Source organism: Micromonospora pallida (assembly GCF_900090325.1).
GTDB classification, from domain to species: domain Bacteria; phylum Actinomycetota; class Actinomycetes; order Mycobacteriales; family Micromonosporaceae; genus Micromonospora; species Micromonospora pallida.
Genome location: NZ_FMHW01000002.1, coordinates 7,586,777 through 7,609,418, shown reverse-complemented (window position 1 = coordinate 7,609,418; position 22,642 = coordinate 7,586,777). Strand labels below are relative to the sequence as shown.

Here is a 22,642-nt window from a genome sequence, read left to right as displayed (position 1 = left end):
AGGTCAGAGCTGCTGGCCGTCGCGGATCGACCCGACCAGCGCGTCCCACCCGGCGGGGCTGAAGGTGACCACCTCGTCGGGGCGCTCCGAGTCCCGCACGTACCGGGTTCCGTCGTCCCCGATTGCCACCTCCGGGCAGTTGGGTCCGGAGTTGTCGCACCGGGTCGGCCGGGTCCACTTCATCTGGCGCATGCTGTACTCCATCTACTCGCCGGCCGCGCTCTGCGTCCGGGGGTCTGCGGGGGTGGCGGGTCGGGGCTGGTTGAGCCGTCCAGCGAGGATCAGCTCCGCTCGGGCCTCGGCCCTGGCCGGGCACGGGCACCGGCGGCGGCACTGCTGGCACACGCCGTAGCTGGGTGCATGCCGGTCCATGATCGCCCACAGGTCGAGCGTGGCGGCGTCGCTGATCTCGATGGCGAGGGCTTCGTGGGTGCCGCTGCTCACCGCAGTACCCCGATCACGATGGCGGCCACCACCAGGGCGACGACCAGGCCGCCGTAGGCGTACTGCTGGCGGCTCACCGGCGGCGGCTCCGGCCGGGGCGGCTGGGGAATGGTGTCGCCGTCCGGCCATGGCGGGCGGCCGTCGGGGACCGGGTAGGCCCTGGGTGATCGGTCTGGGCTGCTGGTTTCCACGGCGTCCTCCTTGGGGTGGAGGTGGGAGCCGGGCGGGGCGGGAGCAGCACAGGGGCTGCGGGCCCCCGCCCGGCGGGTCGGCCGGATCGCGCCAACGAGACCAGCCACCCCGACAGTAGGAACACTTGGTACACCAAGTCAACCTAGGACACACATTGCGTCACGGCGAGTGGCAGGCTCGAGGGTGCCAACGAGACCAGCCGGAGCCCGCCATGCCCCGCACGCCTGCCTTCCGGCAGATCATCGCCGATATCCGCACAGCCATCGAGACCGGCCAACTCAAGCCGGGTGAGCAGTTGCCGACCATCGCCCAGCTCTGCGCGCAGTACGACGTGTCGCCCACACCGGTCAAGTACGCGCTTCGCATCCTCGAGGAGTCCGGGGTGATCGAGACCTGGCAAGGGAAGGGCACGTACGTCCGCCGCCAGGCCGCTGAGGAGTAGGGATCCGGGTCGAACGTTCGAACGTTGCACCGTCCGAACGTTCTACCCTGCCCTCATACCGTCCGCCAGGTGATCGACCTGCACTCCGGGGTGCCCAGGCACCGGCAGCTCGCTGACGAGCTGCGTGCCCGCCTGCGTGCCGGAGAGTGGGCGCCCGGCGCTCGGCTGCCCTCGGAGACGCGCCTGAGTCAGGAGCACGGGGTAGGCCGCGGTACGGTCCGGCGGGCGGTAGCGATGCTGCGAGCGGAGGGCCTGGTCGACGTGGCATCTGGACGCGGCACCCGCGTGCGGGAGCTGGTCGACCTGGAGCGGGTTGCGGTGCCGCGCGGGGCTGTGACGCGCTCCCGGATGCCCACCGTGGAGGAGCGGGCGGAGATGGACATCCCGGAGGGTGTCCCGGTGCTCGTGGTGATCCTGGGCGGCCGGGTGCGGGGTGTCTACCCGGCGGACCGCGCGGAGATCACCCACAGCTAGATCAGGCCTTCCAAGATCGCCGATCTTGCTGTTCAGTTACCGCGACTTCTCGCAGAGTACATATTTAGGGTGATCGCAGCGCGGGGCAAATCCAATCAGCTCCGACCAATTTGCCTCATGGGAATGTCACAGTAAGCGGTTCCCATCTGATGCAAATTGCGTTTGGTGTGTGACGCGTGTGTGACGATGGCCTATCGTCCGCCAGTCCACGGGAGGTCGATTGTCAGTGCCCGAAACGCCTACCACCATCCGGGACGCCGTTCAGGCTGCCCGCACCCAGCAGGAGACTTACCGGAGCCGGGGCCCCGGACCGGGCTCCACCCGTTGCCTCATTGCCACCATCATCGCTACGCCCATGATCTGGGCTACGCTCGTGTGGGCCGCTGTCTTGTGGCACGACCAGCCAGTAACCGTTGCGCACCTCGTGTGGGTCGGGTCCGCGTCGACCTCTGTTATCGCTGCCGCGATTATGGCTGCGACGTGGATCATGCGCCGGGATTCAGCCCGCCAGCACGACGAGATGCTCATTGCGATGGACGTCGTGTGCAGTCGGTCGTTGACCCACGCCGAGGCGGTTGGGGACACCGTAGACCGCCTTGCTGCCGCGCTGCCGGGTGGCGGCAAGGTCACCCAGATTCGCTAACCTGTCCCCAAGATGTCCCCATGCGGAAAGTCGCGGCCCTCCGGTCGATATCCGGAGGGCCGTTTCGCCTGGTAAACAATGGTGGGGCGGACGGGACTCGAACCCGTGACCGAGGGATTATGAGTCCCCTGCTCTAACCTGCTGAGCTACCGCCCCCTGCCAGCGCGGGGATCCTAACCCGGTCGGGCGATCACCGGCCACCACCTTGCCCGGCTGCGGCGCCATACCCGCCGGCACGATGGGCAACGCGAGGATAACAGCCTGCATCGATCACGGCTGCCCCTCGCCCGTACCCCGGCCGAGGATGGCACGGAGATCAGGGGCGGAGGGCGCGGAGGACGGCGGTGGCGGCGCGCCAGCCGCTGGTCAGGGCGCCCTGGATGGAGGGGCTATCGCGGTGGTCGCCGGCGACGTACCGGCCGTCGCCGAGGGCGACCGGCTTGCGCAGACGCCCCTGCGGCGGGGGCGCGGCCGGCAGGGCGTGCGGGACGGAGACCGTGGTCAGATGTTCCCAGTCGTCGGTGGGTCGGCCGTAGAGGCGGGCGAGTTCCCGGCGTACGACGGGCTCGGGCGGGGCGGACGGGCCGACCACAGACGTGGCGACGAGGTGCCGTCCTGGTGGGGCGTAGCCGGGAGCGGCCCGGCTGACCACCGTCGTGTTGGCGATCATCTCGCGACGGTCCCCGTCGAGCAGCAGGATCGGCTCGGTCAGGGGCGGCTCGGCAGTGCTGTGGTAGTAGGTCGTGTAGCTGTGCATGCGTACCGGGGGAAGGTCCGGCAGGAGCGCGGCGGCGGCCGGCGGGTCGACGGCGACCAGCACGGCGCGGCAGCGGATCCCACCAGCTTCGGTACGGACCCGGCCGGGCGACACCTCCTCGACCGGCGTACGGAGTGCGATCAGGTTGGTCGGCAGTGGAGCGGCGACGGCCCGGGGCAGCGCGCCCATTCCCTCGGCGGGCAGCCCGATCCGACCTCGGGCGAAGGAGCGCAGGATCATGGCCAGCACCCGACTGGAGGTTTCCAGTTCGCGGTCGACGAGGACGCCGGAGAGGAACGGACGCAGCACCTCCTCGATGATCGCGTCGGAGAGGCCGGCCCGGCGCAGTGCGGTTTCGGTGGTCGTCTCGGTCGCGTCGAGCAGGCGGCCCGGGGGCAGGGTCGCGCAACCGGCGGCGAGCAGGGCGAACCGGACCCGGTCGGCCAGGGAGCCGACGCCCGCCAGGGCGGTGCCGGGGGCACCGGCCGGCTCGCGCAACGGATGGACCAGCCGTACCAGGTCGTCACCCCGGCGGACGAGGACGCCCGAGGTGAAGTACCCGAGCCGCAGGGTGCCGAGATCGAGCAGGGCGCCGAGCTTGGGATAGGCGGTGTTGAGCACCTGGAATCCCCGGTCGAGCAGGTATCCGTCGACCCGGTCGGTGGCGACTCGGCCACCGAGCCGGTCGCCTGCCTCGAGGAGCCGCCAAGGCACTCCGGCACGGTGCAGCCGGCGGGCGGCGGCGAGTCCGGCCAGGCCCCCGCCGACGATCACGACGTCCGGTTCGGCCGACATCGGCTGCCCTCCCCTCGGTGGTCCGGGTGCCGGGCCGGCCCGTGAACCGATACGGGATTCGACGCAGTCTGGAGTTCAGGCCGGCCCTGTCCATCCTGCCGGGCGGGCGGAACACACAGCGGAGAAACGACCGGCACGGCCACGGCGGGCTCGGCGGTGGCGCGACGCAGGGCGACGGGTACGGCGCAGAGCGCAGGACGGTGGGAAACAGTGACGCCCGCCGGCGGATGCTGGCGGGCGTTGGTGGATAAGCTCCCCCGATTGGACTCGAACCAATAACCTGCCGGTTAACAGCCGGCTGCTCTGCCAATTGAGCTACAGGGGATCGCGTTTCCGGAACCGGATCTCTCCGGCGCCGTGGCGACGGGGACAAGAGTACAGGACTCCCCCGGGTGTCGGTCCAGGGGGTTACCACCAACGTGGTACCGCAAGTTTGTTGGACAAATCGCCATCCGGGCACAGGGAGGCATGAGCGCAGAGCAGGATGGGTAGTTAGCTGCGGACAGAGGACGCAGGCGCGACACGACCGCTTCCTGCCGGGTTCTCCCGGTACGGAACCGGTAGCGCGTCAGGTACGAAGGGAGCCGCCATGCGCGGAAAGATCATGTTCCTTGGCGGGCTGGCTGCGGGATTCGTCCTGGGCGCCCGTGCCGGCCGGGAGAAGTACGAGGAGCTGGTCGTCCGGGGCCGTAAGGTGCTGGACCACCCGACCGTGCAGGAGGCGGCCGGCGTCGCACAGGCCCAGGCGAACCGGCTCTACAGCGAGGGCAAGGACAAGCTCAGCCACTCCAGGATCGGCGAGAAGCTGGGCACCACCGGTGGGGGCGGCAAGCAGGAGCTGACCAGCGCCGACAAGCCCTTCGCCGGCACGCCGGCCACGGTCGGCGCGAAGGCGGGTGGCAGCGCCACCGGGCCGTCGAGCGGCGGCTCGACCGGCGCCAACCCGGCCAGCACCAGCAACCGGAGCAAGCCCTCCGGCACCGGGACCAACAACAGCACCCTCTGACGGGTATCCGACGGGCCGGCCGCGACGATGCGGCCGGCCCGTCGGCTGTCCTGCCGCCGGTCCGTACCGGCCGGCACGGACCGGACGGCGTGACGGCGGCAGGTGACGACCCGGCGGCGTACCGGGTCAGTCGCGGCCGCTGCTGAAGGCGGCGTCGAAGGCCGCGGATGGGGCGTCGAAGGCGAGCCGGCGGACGAACTGGAGCGCCTCGGGCGCGCCGACCAGCCGGTCCATCCCGGCGTCCTCCCACTCGATCGAGATCGGGCCGTCGTACCCGATCGCGTTCAACGCCCGGAAGCAGTCCTCCCAGGGCACGTCGCCGTGCCCGGTGGAGACGAAGTCCCAGCCCCGGCGCAGATCGGCCCAGGGCAGGTGGGAGGAGAGCCGGCCGCGCCGGCCGTCACCGGTACGCACCTTCGCGTCCTTGCAGTCGACGTGGTAGATCCGGTCGGCGAAGTCGAGGATGAAGTTGACCGGGTCGAGGTCCTGCCAGACGAAGTGGGACGGGTCCCAGTTCAGGCCGAAGGCGGGGCGGTGCCCGATCGCCTCCAGGGTCCGCCTGGTGGTCCAGTAGTCGTACGCGATCTCGCTGGGGTGAACCTCGTGGGCGAACCGCACCCCCACCTCGTCGAAGACGTCGAGGATCGGGTTCCACCGGTCGGCGAAGTCCTGGTAACCGCGCTCGATCATGGCCGGCGGCACCGGCGGGAACATCGCCAGGGTGTGCCAGATCGACGAGCCGGTGAACCCGACGACGGTCTGGACGCCGAGTTTCGCCGCCGCCCGGGCGGTGTTCTTGATCTCCTCGGCGGCCCGCTGCCGGACCCCCTCGGGCTCGCCGTCACCCCAGATCCGGGCCGGCAGGATGTCCTGGTGCCGCTCGTCGATCGGGTGGTCGCAGACCGCCTGGCCGACCAGGTGGTTGGAGATGGCGAAGACCCGGAGGTTGTGCTTGGCCAGCGTCTCGCGCTTGCGATCGACGTACGAGTCGTCGGCCAGTGCCTTGTCCACCTCGAAGTGGTCGCCCCAGCAGGCGATCTCCAGTCCGTCGTAGCCCCACTCGGCGGCGAGCCGGCAGACCTCGTCGAACGGCAGATCGGCCCACTGGCCGGTGAAGAGCGTGATCGGTCGCGCCATTGTTCTTCTCCCCTGTGGTGGTCAGGGATTCCGTGGGCGGGACCGGGGCGAGGGTGACCGGCCCCGGGACGAGGGGCCGTGCCGGAGGGAGGACCGGTGGGCGCCGCCCCGCCGGTCGTCGACGGTGGTGCACCTGGCACCCGACGGGTTGCGCCTCCCGTCGGGTCACCGGCTGCCTGTCACGGCTGCCGTCGTCCACTCTAGGACCGCCACAGCCGGTCCGGAAGGGCATTACCAGTTCGCACGGGCCCAGCGACACGCACAGGGCGGTTGCAGGGGTCCCCTGTTCCTCACCAGGAGGTAACAGGGGACCCCTGCTACCCACCTGGACTACGGCAGGGTCCACTTCTGGTTCGCGCCGGTGTGGCAGGTCCACAGGTGCACCGCCTGCCCGTCGACGGCACTGTTGTTCGACACGTCCAGACACTTCCCCGACTGCGGATTACGCACCGTCCCATCGGCCTGCGCCGACCAGTTCTGCGCACCCGAACCGTTACACGTCCACAACTGGATCTTCGTACCGTCCGCCGAACCACCACCGGACACATCCAGACACTTACCGAGAGCCTTGACCGGACCATTCGGCGTCACCGACCACGACTGCGCCGCCGAACCGTTGCACGTGTAGATCTGGATCTGCGTACCGTCCGCGGTACCCGCACTCCGCACGTCCAGACACTTACCGCCCAGCCCGACGATCGGCCCAGTGCCGGTGCCGCCGCCCAGTTCCCTGATCCGGATGTTGCGGAACGAGACGTCGTCGCCCGTACCGTGATTCTGGATGCCGATGTGGCCGGCGAGCGAGCGGACCGGGTCGGTGTTGGTGAAATCGTTGATCTTCCGCCCGTTGAGGAAGACCTGGAGCCGCTCCCCTTCCACCAACAGCTCGTACGTGTTCCACTCCCCCGGCGGGTTCAGCGCGGCGTCACGGGCGGCGAGGTCGGCGGACTTGAACGTGTAGACCGCGCCGGTGGTCCGGTCGGGCGCGTCGGTGGGGTCGATCTGGATCTCGTACCCGTTGTTCACCGCCGACCAGGGGTCGCTCGACGGCGGGAAGCCGATGAAGACACCGGAGTTGTCGTCCCCGGCCATCCGCCAGTCGAGCTTGAGCGAGTAGTTGGTGAACTGCTTCGCGCTGTACCAGTACAGGCCCATCCCGCCGGCCGAGGTGAGGGTGGCGTCGACGTTGCTGAAGCTCCCCGGTCCGGCCTGCGACCAGCCGGTGGTGGAGCCGTCGTAGAGGGCGGTGTAGCCGGTCTCGGCACGGCAGTCGGCCCGGGTTCGGCCAGCCGCGTACCGGATGCCGCCGAGCAGGTGCGCCCGGAAGGCCGGATCGGCGTACGACGCCTGGGTGTGGCCACCGCCGGTGTAGAACGACCGGCCGGCGCTGACCGTCCGGCACCAGGCGATCGGGTGGTCCGCCCCCATCTGCCCACCCGAGTACGACGACTCGTCGAGGGCGGCCAGCACCCGCACGGACGGGCGGGGGTTGGCCCGGTAGTCGTACCACTCGTCGGTGCGGGTCCAGGTGCGCGGCAGGTGGGCGGTGGCCGCGTGCGCCCGGTCCGTCACGTGGACGTGGGCCTGCTGGATGGCCGGGTGCGAGGCGAAGTAGGCGCCCACCAGGTTCCCGTAGAACGGCCAGCCGTACTCGGTGTCGGCCGCCGAGTGGATGCCGACGAACCCGCCGCCGCCGTTGACGTACGCCTCGAAGGCGCTCTGCTGGCCGGCGTCGAGCACGTCACCGGTGGTGTTGAGGAAGATCACCGCCTCGTACTGGGCGAGGTTGGCGGTGGTGAAGCGGGTGGGGTCCTCGGTGGCGGTGACGGTGAAGTTGTTGGCCGCGCCGAGGTCCCGGACGGCCTGGGTGCCGACCGCGATGGAGTCGTGCCGGAAACCGGTGGTCCGGGAGAAGACCAGCACGTCGTACGGGGCGTCGGCGGCGCTGGCCGGGGTGGCGGGGGTGGTGCAGGCCAGGACGGCGAGGACCGCGGTGGCCGCGCCGATCGTGGATCTGAGGAGTCTGCGCATGTCGCTCTCCCTGCGGGGGGTGGGTGGGATTTTTTGGTTGCAGGGGTCCCCTGCTCCTCACCAGGCGGTAACAGGGGACCCCTGCTCACACATCAGCGAAAACACCCGAACCGCGAACTACGGCAGCACCCACTTCTGGTTCGCGCCGGTGTGACAGGTCCACAGGTGCACCGCCTGCCCGTCGACGGCACTGTTGTTCGACACGTCCAGACACTTCCCCGACTGCGGATTACGCACCGTCCCGTCGGCCTGCGCCGACCAGTTCTGCGCACCCGAACCGTTACACGTCCACAACTGGATCTTCGTACCGTCCGCCGAACCGCCGCCAGAGACGTCCAGACACTTACCCAGAGCCTTGACCGGACCATTCGGCGTCACCGACCACGTCTGTGCGGCCGAACCGTTGCAGGTATAGATCTGGATCTGCGTACCGTCCGCGGTACCCGCACTCCGCACGTCCAGACACTTACCGCCCAACCCGACGATCGGCCCGGTGCCCGCGGCGCTGGTGGTGAAGCCGAACGCGTCGACGTCGAAGAGCGCCCCGGTGCCCCCGGCGAAGGTCAGGTAGAGCATGCCGGTGCTGGCCGGCGCGCCGGAGACGGTGCCGGTGACGGTGGTGAAGGTCTCCCAGCCGCCGGTGACCGGCACGGTGGCCGAGCCGAGCACGGTGCCGGTGGGCGAGCCCATCCGCACCTGGATGGTGCCGCCGACCCCGGCGGAGGAGACCCGCGCGCTGAACGAGGTGACGTTGTCGATCCGGTACGGCTCGAACGCAATCCAGTCGCCGTTGTCGATGCTGCCGACGGTCTGGCCGCCCTCGGCCGGGGTCTTGCTGTGGAGGGCCACCCCGGAGGACGTCTTGAAGTGCTCCGCCTGGCGCTTGCGCGGCTGGAGGATGTGCTGGTCGTGGGTGGTCAGCCCGCCGGCGTCGGTGTACTCGGCGTCGAAGACCGCGAAGATGTTGGCCGCCTCGTCGTGTTCCCCGTCGACCGGGATGGTGATCGAGCCGGAGCAGCCATTCTTCGAGGTGATCGGGTGGCCGTGCTGGTCGTGGCCGAGCACGTAGGTCATCTTGACCCGGGCACAGTCGATCGTCCCGTCCTCCGGGTCGGTGACGGTGATGTTGAACGGCACCGTGTCGCCGTACGAGAAGAGCCGGCCCTCGTGGGGCGCGTTGATGGTCACCGTCGGGGCGGTGTTGCCGACCCTGATCGTCACGCTGGCGGTGCCGGTCGCGCCCTGCGGGTCGCGGACGGTCAGCGTGGCGGTGTACGTGCCGTTGGTGGTGTACGTCTTGCTCGGGTTCGCCGAGGTCGACGTGGTGCCGTCGCCGAAGGCCCAGGCGTACGTCAGCGCGCCGCCGTCCGGGTCCGACGACCCGGCCGAGGAGAAGTTCACGGTCAACGGGGCGAGGCCGGAGGTCCGGTCGGCGCTGGCCACGGCGGTCGGCGCGCGGTTGCCGCCGCCGATGTAGTCGTAGCGGTAGAGCGCCGAGTTGGCGTCGCCGTTGAAGTAGCCGGTGCCGTAGTCGAACACGTAGAGCGAACCGTCCGGGCCGAAGGCCATGTCCATGACCTGCTTGCCGTTCCACGGGAAGGTGTCAATGGTGCCCGGGGACCCGTCGGCGTTCACGTGGATCGGCTTGACCCAGCCGCGACCGAACTCACCGGCGAAGAACTGCCCGTCGAAGGACTGCGGCCACTTCGTGGTGGAGGGGTTGGCGGCGTTGTACCGGTAGACCGGGCCGGCCATCGGTGACTCGGAGCCGCCGCCGAACTCGGGCGGACTACCGGCGTCGCCGGCGTACCGGATCCACGCGGACTTCGCCCCGGGGAGCGTCGGCAGGCCGGTGTTGCGGAACGAGTTGTTGGTCGGGCCGCCGGTGCAGTTGTACTTCGCGCCGGCGGTGCCGGTGGCGAAGTCCCATTCCGCGTACGTCTCGGTGGCGGTGTTCGTGCCGGTGCAGTACGGCCAGCCGTAGTTCCCCGGGCCGGTGATCCGGTTGAACTCGACCTGTCCGCTCGGCCCCCGGGTGCTGGTGGAGCCGGCGTCCGGGCCGTAGTCGCCGACGTAGACGATGCCGGTGGCCCGGTCGACGCTCATCCGGAACGGATTGCGGAAGCCCATCGCGTAGATCTCGGGACGGGTCCTCGCGTCGGAGTCGACGAACATGTTGCCCGCCGGAATCGAGTACGTCCCGTCGGCGTTCACCTTGATCCGGAGAATCTTGCCGCGCAGGTCGTTGGTGTTGGCCGAGGTGCGCTGCGCGTCGTACGCGGGGTTGCGGTTGGTGCGCTCGTCGAGCGGGGCGTAGCCGGCGGAGTCGAACGGGTTGGTGTCGTCCCCGGTCGACAGGTAGAGGTTGCCGGCCGCGTCGAAGTCGATGTCCCCGCCGACGTGGCAGCAGATGCCCCGGTCGGCCGGCACGTCGAGCACGGTGACCTGGCTGGACATGTTGAGCGTCCAGTCGGCGTTCAGGGTGAACCGGGAGAGCCGGTTGACGCCCCGCCAGGCGGAGAAGTCGGTGCCGGTGGCCGGCGCGTCCCCGGCGGGGGTGGACAGCGGCGGGGCGTAGTAGAGGTAGACGTGCCGGTTGCTGGCGAAGTTCGGGTCCACCCCGACGCCCTGGAGGCCCTCCTCGTCGTGGCTGTAGACGGCGAGGGTGCCGAGCACGCTGGTGGTGCCGGCCGCGTCGGTGCGGCGCAGCGTGCCGTTGCGGGCGGTGTGCAGCACGGAGCGGTCGGGCAGCACCGCGATGGTCATGGGTTCGCCGACCTCGGCGACCCCTTTGGCCAGGGTGACCTGCTGGAAGTCGGCGGCGTTGACGGGGTGGGCCTGGGCGGGGGCCGGGCCGCCGAGGGCGACCAGCCCGGCCGCGGCCACCAGCAGCAGCGCCGAGCCGACCGACCACGTTCGTCGGCCGGAGATGCCGTCGTGTCTGGACATACCTTGGTCCGTCCCTTCCTGACGATCGACTGCCAGGGCGGGCGCGCGCCGTCGCGCCGAATGCCGTAGCGGGGGATGCGCTCGGCCGGTGCCGGGTGCCGTCCCGGGTGGGGCCGTGTCCTCCGGCACGCCGGCACGCGGAGGTGCGGGGTACGTGCGCGCTGACGCTCGAAGGGGGTCGATGGATCACCGCGCCGCCGGTTCACCTCGACGAGGACGTGCGTGATGGCGACGACATTAAGGGGTTTCGATGCCTGTGTCCATAGCTTCCGACGGCTCTCGCCGAACTTCTGCTCAAATCGCGAAAAGTGGTCCCGTCCGGGTCACTCAAGGCCGCTTCGGGCCGCTCCGGCGCGGCTGGGTGGATGGTCCTCGCGGCGCGGGAGGAGGGACCCCGCCCGCCGCACCAGGGCCGGGAGAGCACCTGCGGGCCGGCGACGTCGTCGGCGGCGAGGACGCCGGCACGCGGATCCGGTTCGGTGTGACGGACGGGGCGGGTGGGCAGGGCCGGTCGGCGTCGCGACCCTGCCCACCCGGTTCGTCCGGTCGGTACCGGTGCCGTGTCGACCGGACGTCTGGGGGCCCGCGCCACGAACGGCGGCCCGGGCGGCCCGTCGACGAGCAGCAGGCCGGCCGAGACGCCGGCCTCGGGCCAGCGGGCGCGCAGTGGGTGGCTGTAGGAAGTAGCGGGTGGCCGTCGGGGCAGCCGACAGCCGTCGGGGACGGCGGGTCCGGTCGTCCGGCGCGACCGGGGAATCCCGGTCCGGCCGCGCCGGACGACCGTCGTGCTGTCGTGCCCCACCGGGCCGGACCCGGCCGGCAGGGGCACGCCCTTCCGGATCGGACCTCGTTCCGGCCGCGGGGCGCAACCGCGGCCGGCCCTCGCCGGTCGGTCCGGAAAGTCGCTCGGGTGGGACGCCGGGCGGCGGTCCCACGGTGGGTGGCAGGGGGCGCGGGTACGACGACCGGCGCCCCCGGTCGGTCAGGCGGCCACCGTCGCCAGGGCCGGTTCCACCTCGGTCCAGGACGACCCGAGTTCCGCCGAGCGGGTCACCGCGTCCAGCACGAGCTGGACCTGCAACGCGTCGGCGAACGAGGGGGCCGGGTCGGCGCCGGTGGCGACCGCCTCGACGAAGTCGCGCGCCTGGTGGGTGAAGGAGTGCTCGTAGCCGATGAGGTGCCCTGGCGGCCACCAGGCCGACATGTACGGGTGGTCGCCCTCGGTGACCAGGATCCGGCTGAAACCCTGCTCCACGGCGGGCAGTGTGGCGTCGTAGAACTCGAGTTCGTTGAGGCGTTCCAGGTCGAACGCGACGGTGCCGAGCGAGCCGTTGATCTCGACCCGCAGCGCGTTCTTCCGGCCGGTGGCGAAGCGGCTCGCCTCGTACGTCGCGAGCGCGCCGCCGTCGAGCCGGGCGACGAAGACCGCCGCGTCGTCGACGGTGACCGGGCCGGTGGCCGGGGCGGAGCCGTCCACGGTCCCGGTCAGCCCCTGGGCCTCGGTCGGCAACGGCCGTTCCTTCACGAACGTCTCGGTGACCGCGCTGACCCCGGTGATCCGCTGCCCGGTGACGAACTGGGTCAGGTCGATGATGTGCGCCCCGATGTCCCCGAGCGCGCCGGAGCCCGCCCTGTCCTTCTGTAACCGCCAGACCAACGGGAACTGCGGATCCACGATCCAGTCCTGGAGGTAGGTCGCGCGGACGTGCCGGACGACGCCCAGCCGGCCGGCGGCGACCAGGTCCCGCATCATGGTGACCGCGGGCACCCGGCGGTAGTTGAAGCCGCACATGGACCGTACCCCGGCGGACCGCGCGGTCGCCGCCGCGGCGGCCATCGCCCGCGCCTCCTCGACCGTGTTGGCCAGCGGCTTCTCGCACAGCACGTGCTTGCCGGCGGCCAGCGCGGCCAGGGCGATCTCGGCGTGGCTGTCCCCCGGGGTGCAGACGTCGACCACGTCGATGTCGTCCCGGGCGACCAGGTCACGCCAGTCGGTGGTGTACGCCTCCCAGCCGAGCCGGTCGGCGGCGTCGGCCACCTTTCCGGTGTCCCGGCCGCAGATCAGCGCCATCCGGGCCTGGACCGGCAGGTCGTACACCCGGTTCACGGTGCGCCACGCCTGCGAGTGCGCGGCACCCATGAACGCGTAGCCGACCAGGCCGACCCGCAGCTCCCGTGGTGATGTGGACAAGGTGGGTCTCCCCCCGTGTGTCAGAACCCGAGCTTGAGGTAGCTGCCCGCGTTCTCCTTGGTGATCGTCTCGGAGGCGAGCACGATCTCCTTCGGTACCTGGAGCTCCACCAGGTCGGACATGCCCTTGCCCTGGCCGATCAGGCGGGCCAGGGAGATAGCCGAGGAGGCCATCGACGGGCTGTAGGTGACGGTCGCCTTCAGCGCGGTGTTGTCGGCCTGGATGTCCTCCATGGCCTTCTTGGAACCGGCGCCGCCGACCATGAAGAACTCCTTGCGACCGGCCTGGTTGATCGCCGCCAGCACGCCGATGCCCTGGTCGTCGTCGTGGTTCCAGAGCGCGTCCATCTTGGGCAGCGCCTGGAGCAGGCCGGTGGCCGCCTGCTGGCCGGAGTCGGCGGTGAACTCCGCCGGCCGGCGGTTGGCCACCTTGAAGCCGTACGAGGTCAGGGTGTCGGCGAAGCCCTTCGACCGTTCCTGGGTCAGTTCCAGCGAGTCGATGCCGGGGATCTCGCCGATGATCGGGTTGGTGACGCCCTTGGCGCGGAGCTGGTCGACGATGTACGTGGCGGCGGCCACGCCCATGCCGTAGTTGTCGCCCTTGATCTGGGTCCGGTACGCCCGGGCGTCCGGGAAGGCGCGGTCGAGGTTGACCACCGGGATGCCCGCCTTCATCGCCTCCAGACCGAAGGCGTTGAGTTCCTTGCCGTCGTGCGGCAGCAGCACGATCACGTCGGGCTTCTGGGACAGCAGCGTGGACAGCGCCGCCCGCTGGGCCGCCGCGTCCGCGCCGGCCTCCACCGTCTTGAACTCCACGTCGGAGTACGCGGCCGCCTGCGCCTTGGCGTTGTTGGTGATGGCGGCGATCCAGCCGTGGTCGGCTGCCGGGGCGGAGAAGCCGATGGTGACGCGCTTGCCGGGCTCGGCGTTGCCGCCGGACTCGGCGGCCTTGGTCTGCGCGGCGGTCGGCGCGGTCTCGTTGCTGGTGCAGCCGGCGAGGAGCGCGCCGGCGCCGAGCGCGGCCGTGCCGAACAGCAGCCGGCGGCGCGGCAGGTGCTGGGTCATCGTGACCTCCTGGGTGCGGGGGGGTGGTGGCGGAGTCCGGCGGAGGGGTGCGGTTGTCCCGGCCACCGTCGGGTGTGACGGTGGCCGCCGGTCAGGGCTGGTGGTGTGCCGGTCGGGCCGGGTCAGGTGGTGGTCGTCCGGTTGCGACTGAGGAACTGCGAGAGAGTGCGGAACTGGACCTGCTGGACCAGGACCGCGGCGACGATGATGCCGCCCTTGACCATGTTCTGGGCCTCGGTGGAGAGCCCGTTGATGGCGAACAGGTTGGTGATGGTGGAGAAGATGATCACGCCGAGCAGGGAGCCGACGATGGTGCCCCGCCCGCCGCTGAGCAGCGTCCCGCCGATGATCGCGGCGGCGATCGCGTCCAGTTCGTAGAGGTTGGCCATGGCCGCCTGGGCCGAGGTGGCCTGCGAGGTGAGCATGATGGCGGCGATGCCGCAGCAGAGCCCGGAGAGCGCGTAGAGCAGCAGGGTGTGCCGCTTGACGTTGATGCCGGCCAGCCGGGCCGCCTCCGGGTTGCCGCCGACGGCGACGGTGCGCCGGCCGAAGGTGGTGCGGTTGAGCAGCACCCAGCCGGCAATGACCACCGCGGCGAGGATGTACACCAGCAGCGGGATGCCGAGCAGGTTGGTGCTGGCGATGCCGTTGATGGTGGCGTTGCTCGACACCTGGGTCTGCTTGTCGGAGATCTCCGCCGCCAGGCCCCGGGCGGCGACCATCATCGCCAGGGTGGCGATGAAGGGCACCAGCCGGCCGTACGACACGAGCAGGCCGTTGACCAGGCCGACCGCCAGGCCGACGGTGAGCGCGCTGAAGATCATGCCGCCCGCGCCGTAGCTCTGGGTGGCGACGGTGGTGCACCAGACCCCGGCCAGCGCGACGATCGCCCCGACCGAGAGGTCGATGCCCCCGCCGATGATCACGAAGGTCATGCCCACCGTCACCACACCGACCACCGAGGCCAGCTTGAGGATGGTGAGGATGTTGTTCCAGACCCAGGTGGAGTCGCCGTAGAGGTCGGGGCGGGTGGCGATCCCGATGATCACCAACGCGACCAGCACGGCGATCAGGCCGAGATTGCGGCGGGCGCCCTCGCCGTTCTCACCGCGCCAGAACGAGGGAGCGCCCCGTCCGCTGTCCGCCTTGTGGACCGGGGGCGACTGTGCCGGCAGGTCGGCCGGCCGGTCCGGGGTGGTGGTGCCTGTCGCGTCGCTCATGCCGTCGCCTCGCTTGTGCGTGTCTGGCCGCTGCATCCGTTCATGCCGGCGTGCCTTCCAGGAGGGACCCCGCCATGACGAGGTCGAGCACGGTGTTCTCGTCCAGTTCGCCGGCCGGCGCCTCGCGCACGACCCGCCCTTCCCGCATCACCAGCACCCGGTCGGCCAGACCGAGCACCTCGGGGACCTCGCTGGAGACCAGCAGCACCCCGACGCCCCGGGCCGCGAGCTGCCGGATCACCTGGTACAGCTCGGCCCGCGCGCCCACGTCCACGCCCCGGGTCGGCTCGTCGAGCAGCAGCAGCCGGGTGTCGCCGAGCAGCCAGCGCCCGACCACCACCTTCTGCTGGTTGCCGCCGGAGAGGGTACGCACCGGGCGGCGCACGTCCCGGGGGCGCAGGTCGAGCACGTCGGCGATCCGGTCCGCCTCGGCCCGTTCCCGGCCGGTGTCGGTGAAGCCCAGCCGCGCGTACCGGCTGAAGGTGGCCAGTGTGACGTTGCGGTAGATCGGCTCGCCGAGCAGGAGCGCCTGGCTCTTCCGCTCTTCCGGGGCCATCCCCATGCCGGCGCGGACCGCCGCGCCGACGCTGCCCGGCCGTACGGAACGGCCGGCCACGCTGACCGTGCCGGCGTCCGCGTGGCGGGCGCCGAAGATGGTCTCCAGCAGCTCCGACCGGCCCGAGCCGACCAGCCCAGCGATCCCGACGATCTCCCCGGCCCGGACGCTCAGCGACACGTCGGCGAACTCGCCCGCCCGGCTGAGCCCGGCCACCCGGAGCAGCTCCCCGCCCGCCTCGGCAGCGGGACGGTCGGGGAAGACGTACTCGATGGTCCGGCCGGTCATCCGGCTGACCAGGTCCCGGGTGGGGGTGTCCCGGGCGGGCAGGTTCGCCGCGGTCGTCCGGCCGTCCTTGAGGACGGTGACCCGGTCGCCGATCTCGCGGATCTCCTCCAGCCGGTGGGAGATGTAGATGACCGCGATGCCCTGGGCGGTGAGTTCCCGGATGATCCGGAAGAGGTTGCCGACCTCGTCGTGGGCGAGCACCGCGCTCGGCTCGTCCATGATGATCAGTCGGGCCTCGTGGGAGAGTGCGCGGGCCATGCTGACGACCTGCTTGCCGGCCGCCGGCAGCGCGCGGACCAGCCGGCCCGGCGGGATCTCCGGATGGCCGAGGCGGCCCAGGATCTCCCGGGTCCGCCGGGCCATCTGGCCCCGGCGGACGAAGCCGAGCCGGCGCGGCTCGTGGCCCAGGAACGCGTTCTCCGCGACGGAGAGATCCTCGACCAGGTCGAGTTCCTGGTAGATGGTGGCGATGCCGGCGCGCATGGCGGTCTGCGGATTGGCGAAGGTGGCCGGTTCGCCCCGCCACTGCACCTGCCCCGAGTCCGGCCGGTGCACCCCGGCGAGCACCTTGATCAGGGTGGACTTGCCGGCGCCGTTCTGCCCGAGGAGGCAGTGCACCTCGCCCGCCCGCACCTCCAGTTGCACCCCGTCCAGAGCACGGACGCCGGGGAAGGTCTTGACCACGTCGGTCAACCGCAGCACCACGTCACCGGGGACCGCGTCGGCGGGCGCCTCGACCAGCGGCCGGGGTGCCGGCCCGGCACCGGTGCTCACGTGCTCCGATCCGACCTCGGTGCTCGCGCGCCGGGGTTCCGGCCCGGCGCCGGTGCTCACGACGCCTCCAGGAAGGCGACGTCGCTGGCGAGCACCGCCGCGCCGGCCACCCCGGCCCGAGGGCCGAGTTCGGAAAGGACCACCGGCAGGTTGCCGGTGGCCAGTGGCAGCGACCGGCGGTAGACGACACTGCGGATCTCGGCGAGCAGGATGTGGCCGAGTTGGGCCAACCCCCCGCCGATCACGATCATCGACGGGTTGGCGAAGCTGACCAGCCCGGCGAGCACACCGCCCAGCCGCCGCCCGCCCTCCCGGATGAGCTGGATGCAGGTCACGTCCCCCTCGCCGGCCCCCTCGGCGACGTCGAGCGCGGTGACCCGGCCCCGGGCGGCGAGTCGCTCGGCCAACGCCGGGGAGGTGCCGCTGCGCGCGGCGGCGGTCGCGTCCTTGGCCAGTGCCGCGCCGCTGAACAGCGCCTCCAGGCAACCGACGTTGCCGCAGGAGCACACCGGACCGTGTGGCTCGGCCTGGATGTGGCCGATGTCGCCGGCACACCCGTCGCTGCCCCGGTAGACCTCACCGCCGAGGAAGATGCCGCACCCTATTCCCGTACCGATCTTGACGAAGAGGAAGTCGTCCACCGAGTGGGCCACCCCGCCGTGCCGCTCACCGATCGCCATGATGTTGACGTCGTTGTCGACCACCGCCGGGCAGCCGTGCTCGCGGGTGAGCAGTTCCCGGACCGGGAACCGGTCCCAGCCCGGCATGATCGGCGGGGAGACCGGCACCCCGTCGCGGAAGCTCACCGGGCCGGGCACCCCGACGCCGATCGCGTCGAGCCGCTCGTACGCCCCGTCGGCCCGCGCCTTGTGCAGCAACTCGTTGACCCGGTGCAGGGTGGCCTTCGGCCCGGAGCGGATGTCGGCCTGCTCGGCGTAGGCCGCGACCGGTTCGAGCCGGCCGTTGACCACCTCGACGTCGATCGAGCTGGCGCCCATGTCCACTGCGGCGAACCGCAGCCGCGGGTCCAGCTCGACCAGGGTGGACCGACGACCGCCCCGGGACTTGGCCAGGCCGGCCTCGGCCACGTAGCCGAGGGCGACCAGCCGTTCCAGTTCGGCGAGCAGGCGCGGGCGCGGGATCTGGAGACGGTCGGCGAGTTCGGCCCGGGAGAGCGGACCTTCGTCGCGGAGTAACCACAGCAGTCGCAGGTGCAGGGGATGGGCCTTCCGCACCGGACTCACCTCACTTCAAGCCGTTCACATCGACGTCACGTCGTCGTGTTGTGCCCGTCACAGTAGGAGGGTTACGCATCGCGTGTCCAGAGCTTCGGCCGATCTAGCGCAAACTTTTGTCGACCTGAACAAAAGATTCGGTCAAGCCGAGGAAACCTGCTGGTAACGCCGCACCGCCCCCGACCTGCCCGTATCCACCACGGAACCGCCCCCGCCACGGGGCGCGGCGGGGGCGGCGCGGGCATTCGGGACGGGCGGGGTGGTGGAAGTGCGGAGCGTCAGCGGGTGTGCGGCTCGCGCCCCTGCTCCCGGTCCCGCTTCCGGGCCTTCTTGCGCAGCTTCCGGTCGTCGCGCAGCTCGACGTAGGGCTCCTCCTCCGGAGAGTGCCCGGCGGCGATCGCCCGACTGCGTTCGAGTTCGGCGTCGAATTCGGCCCCGAGCAGGATGGCGATGTTGGTCAGCCAGAGCCAGATCAGGAAGACGATCACGCCGGCCAAGGCCCCGTACGTCTTGTTGTACGAGCCGAAGTTGCTCACGTAGAGCGCGAACAGGCCCGAGATGACCAGCCAGAGCACCACCGCCAGCACGCCGCCCGGACTGACCCAGCGGAATCCGCCGTGCCGCGCGTTCGGCGAGGCCCAGTAGAGGAGCGCGAACATCAGGCTGACCAGCACCAGCAGCACCGGCCACTTGGCGATGTTCCACACCGTGACCGCCGTCGAGCCGAGCCCGATCGCGTCCCCCGCCGCCTCGGCCAACCGTCCGGTGAAGACCACGATCACCGCGCTGGCCAGCAGCATCACCCCGATCACGGCGGTCACGCCGACCCGGATCGGCAGGGTCTTCCAGATCGGCCGCCCCTCCGGCACGTCGTAGATGGCGTTGGAGGCGCGCATGAACGCCGCGACGTAGCCGGAGGCCGACCAGAAGGCGGCGAGCAGACCGAGTACGGCCGCCACGCTGGCTAGGCCGCCAGAGGCGCTCGCCTGGTCGATGGCCCCTTCGATGATCCGCTGGACGTTCTGCTCCGGCACCGCGTCGGCGACCGTGTCCCGGATCTCGTTCGTGGCGCTCTCGCCGAGCAGCCCGAGCAGCGAGATCAGCACCAGCAGGCCGGGAAAGATCGAGAGCACGCCGTAGTAGGTCAGCGCCGCCGCCCAGTCGGTCAGACTGTCCTCGGAGAACTCCCGGCCCGTCCGGCGCAGCGTGTCCCGCCAGCCCGTCCCGGAGAGCTGGGTCGGACTGTCCGGTCCGTCGTCCGGCCCCACCGGCCGTTTCCGGGCCGAACCGTCGTCCGGCCCTGCCGGGCGGTTCCCGGCCGGACCGTCCGCCCAGCGCCGGTCGGACCCGTCGCCGTTCCGGCGCCGATCGGCCTGGTCGCCGTTCCGGTGCCGGTCAGCCCCGTCGCCGTTCCGGTGCCGGTCAGCCCCGTCGCCGTTCCGGTGCCGGTCGACCGGTCCGTACGACCGCCCGTTGGTCGACTCCACACCCGCCAGGGGGCTCGGCGACGGATCGTCGTGCCGGGTCGTCGACGCCGCGTCGGCGTCGGGCAGGTCGTCAGGCTCGCGCCGAGTCGCGGTGGCGGGCTCGCGCCGGGTGGCGGTGGCGGGCTCGCGCCGGGTGGCGGTGGCGGGCTCGCGCCGGGTGGCGGTGGCGGGCTCGCGCCGGGTGGCGGTGGCGGAGCGGTCGCGGTGCGGCCCGCCCCGGCCGGGGGACTCGTCGGAGGCCATCGCCCCTCCCTCAGGTCGGCTGTCTCCCCCTCGTCATGCCCCGACCCGCCCCCGGATAACCACCGATCCGGAGGCCGCCACGTCCTATCGGTACAGCAGGCGGGACGTCCGGCGGGAGGCCACCACCAGGCACAGCACCGTCAAGCCGACCAGGTAGAGCACGTCGACCAGCCAGCCCCCACCGCCAGTGCCGAGCGCCGCGTCCCGGAGCAGGTGCACCGACCGGTAGAGCGGGGTCACCTCCACCACCCAGCGCAGCAGGTCCGGATACGCCTGCGCCGGAACGAACGTGCCGGAGAAGAGGAAGAGGGTGAACTGCACGGACCCGAGCAGGTCGAAGTCCTGCCAACTGCGCATGAAGCTGGCGACGGTCATGCCCAGCGCGCCGAACGCGAAGCCGACCAGCAGCGCCGCCGGCAGCGTCGTGACCGCCCGGGCCACGGTGGTCAGGTCCATCGTCACCATCACCACGAGGAACGCCGCGGAGTAGAGCGACCCGCGCAGCATCGCCCAGGCCAGCTCGCCGAGGGCGATCTCGAACGGCTGCACGGGGGTGGCGATCACCCCGTCGTACAGCTTCAGGTACTTCATCTTCCCGAAGAAGTTGAAGGTGGTCTCGGCGAGCGCCCCGCTCATCGCCGACGAGGCGAGCAGCGCCGGGGCGACGAACGTCGCGTACGACACGACCCGCCCGTCGGGGAGGGTGAAGTCGCCGACCAGCGCCCCCACCCCGACCCCGATCGAGAAGAGGTACAACACCGGCTCCAGGAACCCGGAGACGAGCACCAGCCAGTACGCCGTACTGAGCGTGGCGATGTTGCGCTCGGTGACCGAGACCGACCGGCGGGCGGCGGCCCCGACGTCGACCAGCCGGGGCAGCACCAGAGTGACCACGGGGCCCTCCCTAGACGACGAGTGTGCGGTGGAACACGCGCCGGGCCAGCGCCCACCCGGCCAGGGCCCAGGCGGCGAGGTAGAGCAGGTGCCCGGTGGCCGACCACTGGGGGGCCACCCCGAGCACGGCGGCCCGGCACAGGTCCACGCCGTGCCAGAGCGGGGTGAGGTACGCCAACCAGCGCAGGCCGACCGGCAGCGACTCGACCGGGAAGAACACTCCGGCGAACAGGGTCGCCGGAATCACCGCGAACCGGAACAGCAGCGCGAGGTAGCTGTCGCCCGGCACCCGTCCGGCGTACGCGAAGGTCGGCGCGGCAACCGCCAGGCCGAGCAGCAGCACGACCGGCAGGGCGGCCAGCGCCCACACCGACCGCACCGCGCCGAACACCGCCGCGACGAGCAGGAACGCGACGGCGGCGGTGAACACCCGGAACAGTACGAAGATCAGGTGGCCTCCGAGGATGTCGCCGACCCGCAGCGGGGCCGCGCTCTGCGCGTAGTAGAGCTTGGTCCACTGGAAGTTGCCGTACACCGGCCAGGTCGACTCGCCGACCGCGACCTGGAAGGCGGTCGAGGCGACCAGGCCGGGCAGGATCCAGTGCAGGTAGCTCACCCCGCCGACGCCCTGGTCGACGTACGCGCCGACCCCCACGCCGAAGCCGAGCACGGTGAGCACCGGCAGCAGGAACGACGAGAAGACGCTCGCCCGCCAGGTGCGCCGGTAGCCGACCAGGTGGTACGACAGGACGGTCAGTGCCGGCACCCGGGGCAGGGCCGGCCGGGCCGACTCCCGCCGGGTCTGCTGGGTCACGCTCATCTCCGCCCCACCCCGCTCAGTCGACCAGGGTGCGACCGGTCAGGTGGAGGAAGACGTCCTCCAGGCTGCTGCGCCGGACCAGCACGCTCGCCGGGGTGAGTCCGCGCGCGTGCACATCGGCCACCGCGTCGTCCCCGTCGGTCACGTAGAGCAGGACCCGGTCGGGCAGCACCTCGACGCGTTCCCCGACGCCGTCCAGCTTGCCGGCGAACGCCTCCTGCGACTCGGCGGCGAACCGCAGCTCCACCACCTCGCGGGTGGAGTACCGCTCGATCAGCGCCCGGGGTGACCCCTCGGCGACGATCCGGCCGCCGTCCATCACCACCAGCCGGTCGCAGAGCTGCTCGGCCTCGTCCATGTAGTGGGTGGTGAGCACCAGCGTGACGCCCTGCTGCTTGAGCCGGAACAGCCGTTCCCAGACCAGGTGCCGGGCCTGCGGGTCGAGCCCGGTGGTGGGTTCGTCGAGCAGCACGATCTCCGGCTCGTTGACCAGCGCGCGGGCGATGGTCAGCCGGCGTTTCATGCCACCGGAGAGCGGCTCGACCTTGCTGTCGGCGCGTTCGGTGAGCTGCACGAAGTCGAGCAGTTCGGCGGCGCGGTCCCGGGCCACCCGACGGGAGATGCCGAAGTAACGCGCGTAGGTGGTCAGGTTCTCCCGGACGGTCAGCTCCGGGTCGAGGTTGTCGAGCTGCGGGCAGACCCCGAGTCGGGCCCGGATCGCCGGCCCGTCGCGCACCGGGTCCATGCCGAGGATGCGCAGCTCGCCCCCGCTCGGCGGGGAGATGCAGCCGACCATCCGCATGGTCGAGGACTTGCCCGCGCCGTTCGGGCCGAGGAAGCCGAAGGCCTCCCCGGCGGGTACGTCGACGTCGATTCCGTCCACGGCGGTGAAGTCCCCGAACCGCTTCACCAGACCCCGGGCCCGAATCAAGATCTGCGCCGTCACGCCTCGACCCTAGTCGGCACCCCCGACAGACCCCACTTCTTTTCTCCCGGGGTC

19 protein-coding genes and 2 tRNA genes are annotated in these 22,642 nt (G+C 71.2%); 3 read left to right on the top strand and 18 right to left on the bottom strand.

The window, feature by feature from the left end:
• Window positions 1-3: 3 nt before the first annotated feature.
• The 3 genes from GA0074692_RS32825 to GA0074692_RS32815 are packed head-to-tail and all read right to left on the bottom strand — an operon-like array spanning window position 4 to window position 635.
• Window positions 4-192, bottom strand: coding sequence for a DUF397 domain-containing protein (locus GA0074692_RS32825; RefSeq protein ID WP_091654504.1), 189 nt, complete (start codon window positions 190-192; stop codon window positions 4-6).
• Window positions 193-204: 12 nt separating this feature from the next.
• Window positions 205-444 (bottom strand): hypothetical protein, encoded by a 240-nt coding sequence (locus GA0074692_RS32820; RefSeq protein WP_091652167.1) that lies wholly within the window; start codon window positions 442-444, stop codon window positions 205-207.
• Window positions 441-635: a hypothetical protein gene (locus GA0074692_RS32815; protein ID WP_091652164.1), complete on the bottom strand. Its 195-nt coding sequence runs from the start codon at window positions 633-635 to the stop codon at window positions 441-443. The genes GA0074692_RS32820 and GA0074692_RS32815 overlap by 4 nt, the downstream gene beginning before the upstream one ends.
• A 212-nt stretch (window positions 636-847) precedes the next feature.
• On the opposite strand from GA0074692_RS32815, the gene GA0074692_RS32810 reads away from it, so the two are divergent.
• Both GA0074692_RS32810 and GA0074692_RS32805 read left to right on the top strand, forming a co-directional pair.
• The gene (locus tag GA0074692_RS32810) at window positions 848-1,078 is read left to right on the top strand and encodes a winged helix-turn-helix domain-containing protein (protein ID WP_091652161.1); all 231 of its coding nucleotides are present in this window, start codon (window positions 848-850) and stop codon (window positions 1,076-1,078) included.
• 69 nt (window positions 1,079-1,147) lie between these two features.
• Window positions 1,148-1,552: a GntR family transcriptional regulator gene (locus tag GA0074692_RS32805; protein WP_091652159.1), complete on the top strand. Its 405-nt coding sequence runs from the start codon at window positions 1,148-1,150 to the stop codon at window positions 1,550-1,552.
• Between the two features lie 722 nt (window positions 1,553-2,274).
• On the opposite strand, the gene GA0074692_RS32795 is transcribed toward GA0074692_RS32805, so the two are convergent.
• The 3 genes from GA0074692_RS32795 to GA0074692_RS32785 all read right to left on the bottom strand — a co-directional run bounded on the left by GA0074692_RS32795 (window position 2,275) and on the right by GA0074692_RS32785 (window position 4,072).
• Window positions 2,275-2,351: transfer RNA gene (locus GA0074692_RS32795), tRNA-Ile, on the bottom strand.
• Window positions 2,352-2,511: 160 nt separating this feature from the next.
• Window positions 2,512-3,747 carry an NAD(P)/FAD-dependent oxidoreductase gene (locus tag GA0074692_RS32790; protein ID WP_091652153.1) on the bottom strand — a complete coding sequence of 412 codons (1,236 nt, stop codon included), beginning with the start codon at window positions 3,745-3,747 and terminating at the stop codon, window positions 2,512-2,514.
• 252 nt (window positions 3,748-3,999) lie between these two features.
• A tRNA-Asn gene (locus GA0074692_RS32785) sits at window positions 4,000-4,072 on the bottom strand.
• Window positions 4,073-4,336: 264 nt separating this feature from the next.
• Here GA0074692_RS32785 and GA0074692_RS32780 point away from each other — a divergent pair.
• Entirely contained in the window at window positions 4,337-4,753 is a 417-nt protein-coding gene (locus tag GA0074692_RS32780) for a hypothetical protein (RefSeq protein WP_091652150.1), read from the top strand.
• A gap of 126 nt (window positions 4,754-4,879) precedes the next feature.
• Here the strand turns inward: GA0074692_RS32780 and GA0074692_RS32775 are convergent, their stop codons facing one another.
• From GA0074692_RS32775 to GA0074692_RS32720, 12 genes are all read right to left on the bottom strand, one after another.
• Window positions 4,880-5,890, bottom strand: a complete 1,011-nt coding sequence (locus GA0074692_RS32775) for a sugar phosphate isomerase/epimerase family protein (RefSeq protein ID WP_091652148.1) — start codon at window positions 5,888-5,890, stop codon at window positions 4,880-4,882.
• A 330-nt stretch (window positions 5,891-6,220) separates the two neighbouring features.
• Complete coding sequence (locus GA0074692_RS32770; protein ID WP_091652145.1) at window positions 6,221-7,921, bottom strand: ThuA domain-containing protein; 1,701 nt, start codon at window positions 7,919-7,921, stop codon at window positions 6,221-6,223.
• A gap of 117 nt (window positions 7,922-8,038) precedes the next feature.
• Window positions 8,039-10,870, bottom strand: a complete 2,832-nt coding sequence (locus tag GA0074692_RS32765) for a PQQ-dependent sugar dehydrogenase (protein WP_091652143.1) — start codon at window positions 10,868-10,870, stop codon at window positions 8,039-8,041.
• 982 nt (window positions 10,871-11,852) lie between these two features.
• Entirely contained in the window at window positions 11,853-13,061 is a 1,209-nt protein-coding gene (locus GA0074692_RS32760) for a Gfo/Idh/MocA family protein (RefSeq protein ID WP_091652139.1), read from the bottom strand.
• A gap of 20 nt (window positions 13,062-13,081) precedes the next feature.
• A complete protein-coding gene (locus GA0074692_RS32755; RefSeq protein WP_091652136.1) occupies window positions 13,082-14,125 on the bottom strand; it encodes a substrate-binding domain-containing protein in 1,044 nt (347 codons plus the stop codon).
• Window positions 14,126-14,247: 122 nt separating this feature from the next.
• Window positions 14,248-15,345 (bottom strand): ABC transporter permease, encoded by a 1,098-nt coding sequence (locus tag GA0074692_RS32750; protein ID WP_091652132.1) that lies wholly within the window; start codon window positions 15,343-15,345, stop codon window positions 14,248-14,250.
• Between the two features lie 40 nt (window positions 15,346-15,385).
• Complete coding sequence (locus GA0074692_RS32745) at window positions 15,386-16,894, bottom strand: sugar ABC transporter ATP-binding protein (protein WP_176738761.1); 1,509 nt, start codon at window positions 16,892-16,894, stop codon at window positions 15,386-15,388.
• A gap of 125 nt (window positions 16,895-17,019) precedes the next feature.
• Window positions 17,020-18,198 (bottom strand): ROK family transcriptional regulator, encoded by a 1,179-nt coding sequence (locus GA0074692_RS32740; protein ID WP_091652129.1) that lies wholly within the window; start codon window positions 18,196-18,198, stop codon window positions 17,020-17,022.
• A 278-nt stretch (window positions 18,199-18,476) separates the two neighbouring features.
• Window positions 18,477-19,466, bottom strand: coding sequence for a YihY/virulence factor BrkB family protein (locus GA0074692_RS32735; RefSeq protein WP_091654499.1), 990 nt, complete (start codon window positions 19,464-19,466; stop codon window positions 18,477-18,479).
• Between the two features lie 546 nt (window positions 19,467-20,012).
• Window positions 20,013-20,822 carry an ABC transporter permease gene (locus GA0074692_RS32730; protein ID WP_091652125.1) on the bottom strand — a complete coding sequence of 270 codons (810 nt, stop codon included), beginning with the start codon at window positions 20,820-20,822 and terminating at the stop codon, window positions 20,013-20,015.
• A gap of 10 nt (window positions 20,823-20,832) precedes the next feature.
• Window positions 20,833-21,642, bottom strand: coding sequence for an ABC transporter permease (locus GA0074692_RS32725; protein WP_091652122.1), 810 nt, complete (start codon window positions 21,640-21,642; stop codon window positions 20,833-20,835).
• A 16-nt stretch (window positions 21,643-21,658) separates the two neighbouring features.
• Complete coding sequence (locus tag GA0074692_RS32720; RefSeq protein WP_091652120.1) at window positions 21,659-22,588, bottom strand: ABC transporter ATP-binding protein; 930 nt, start codon at window positions 22,586-22,588, stop codon at window positions 21,659-21,661.
• Window positions 22,589-22,642 lie beyond the last annotated feature (54 nt).

Excerpts from the sequence above, each read along its gene's own strand:
- GA0074692_RS32780 (WP_091652150.1), top strand. The coding sequence starts at position 4,337 with ATGCGCGGAAAGATCATGTTCCTTGGCGGGCTGGCTGCGGGATTCGTC.
- GA0074692_RS32825 (WP_091654504.1), bottom strand. The coding sequence starts at position 192 with ATGCGCCAGATGAAGTGGACCCGGCCGACCCGGTGCGACAACTCCGGA.
- GA0074692_RS32765 (WP_091652143.1), bottom strand. The coding sequence starts at position 10,870 with ATGTCCAGACACGACGGCATCTCCGGCCGACGAACGTGGTCGGTCGGC.
- GA0074692_RS32770 (WP_091652145.1), bottom strand. The coding sequence starts at position 7,921 with ATGCGCAGACTCCTCAGATCCACGATCGGCGCGGCCACCGCGGTCCTC.
- GA0074692_RS32775 (WP_091652148.1), bottom strand. The coding sequence starts at position 5,890 with ATGGCGCGACCGATCACGCTCTTCACCGGCCAGTGGGCCGATCTGCCG.
- GA0074692_RS32755 (WP_091652136.1), bottom strand. The coding sequence starts at position 14,125 with ATGACCCAGCACCTGCCGCGCCGCCGGCTGCTGTTCGGCACGGCCGCG.
- GA0074692_RS32790 (WP_091652153.1), bottom strand. The coding sequence starts at position 3,747 with ATGTCGGCCGAACCGGACGTCGTGATCGTCGGCGGGGGCCTGGCCGGA.
- GA0074692_RS32810 (WP_091652161.1), top strand. The coding sequence starts at position 848 with ATGCCCCGCACGCCTGCCTTCCGGCAGATCATCGCCGATATCCGCACA.
- GA0074692_RS32725 (WP_091652122.1), bottom strand. The coding sequence starts at position 21,642 with ATGAGCGTGACCCAGCAGACCCGGCGGGAGTCGGCCCGGCCGGCCCTG.
- GA0074692_RS32750 (WP_091652132.1), bottom strand. The coding sequence starts at position 15,345 with ATGAGCGACGCGACAGGCACCACCACCCCGGACCGGCCGGCCGACCTG.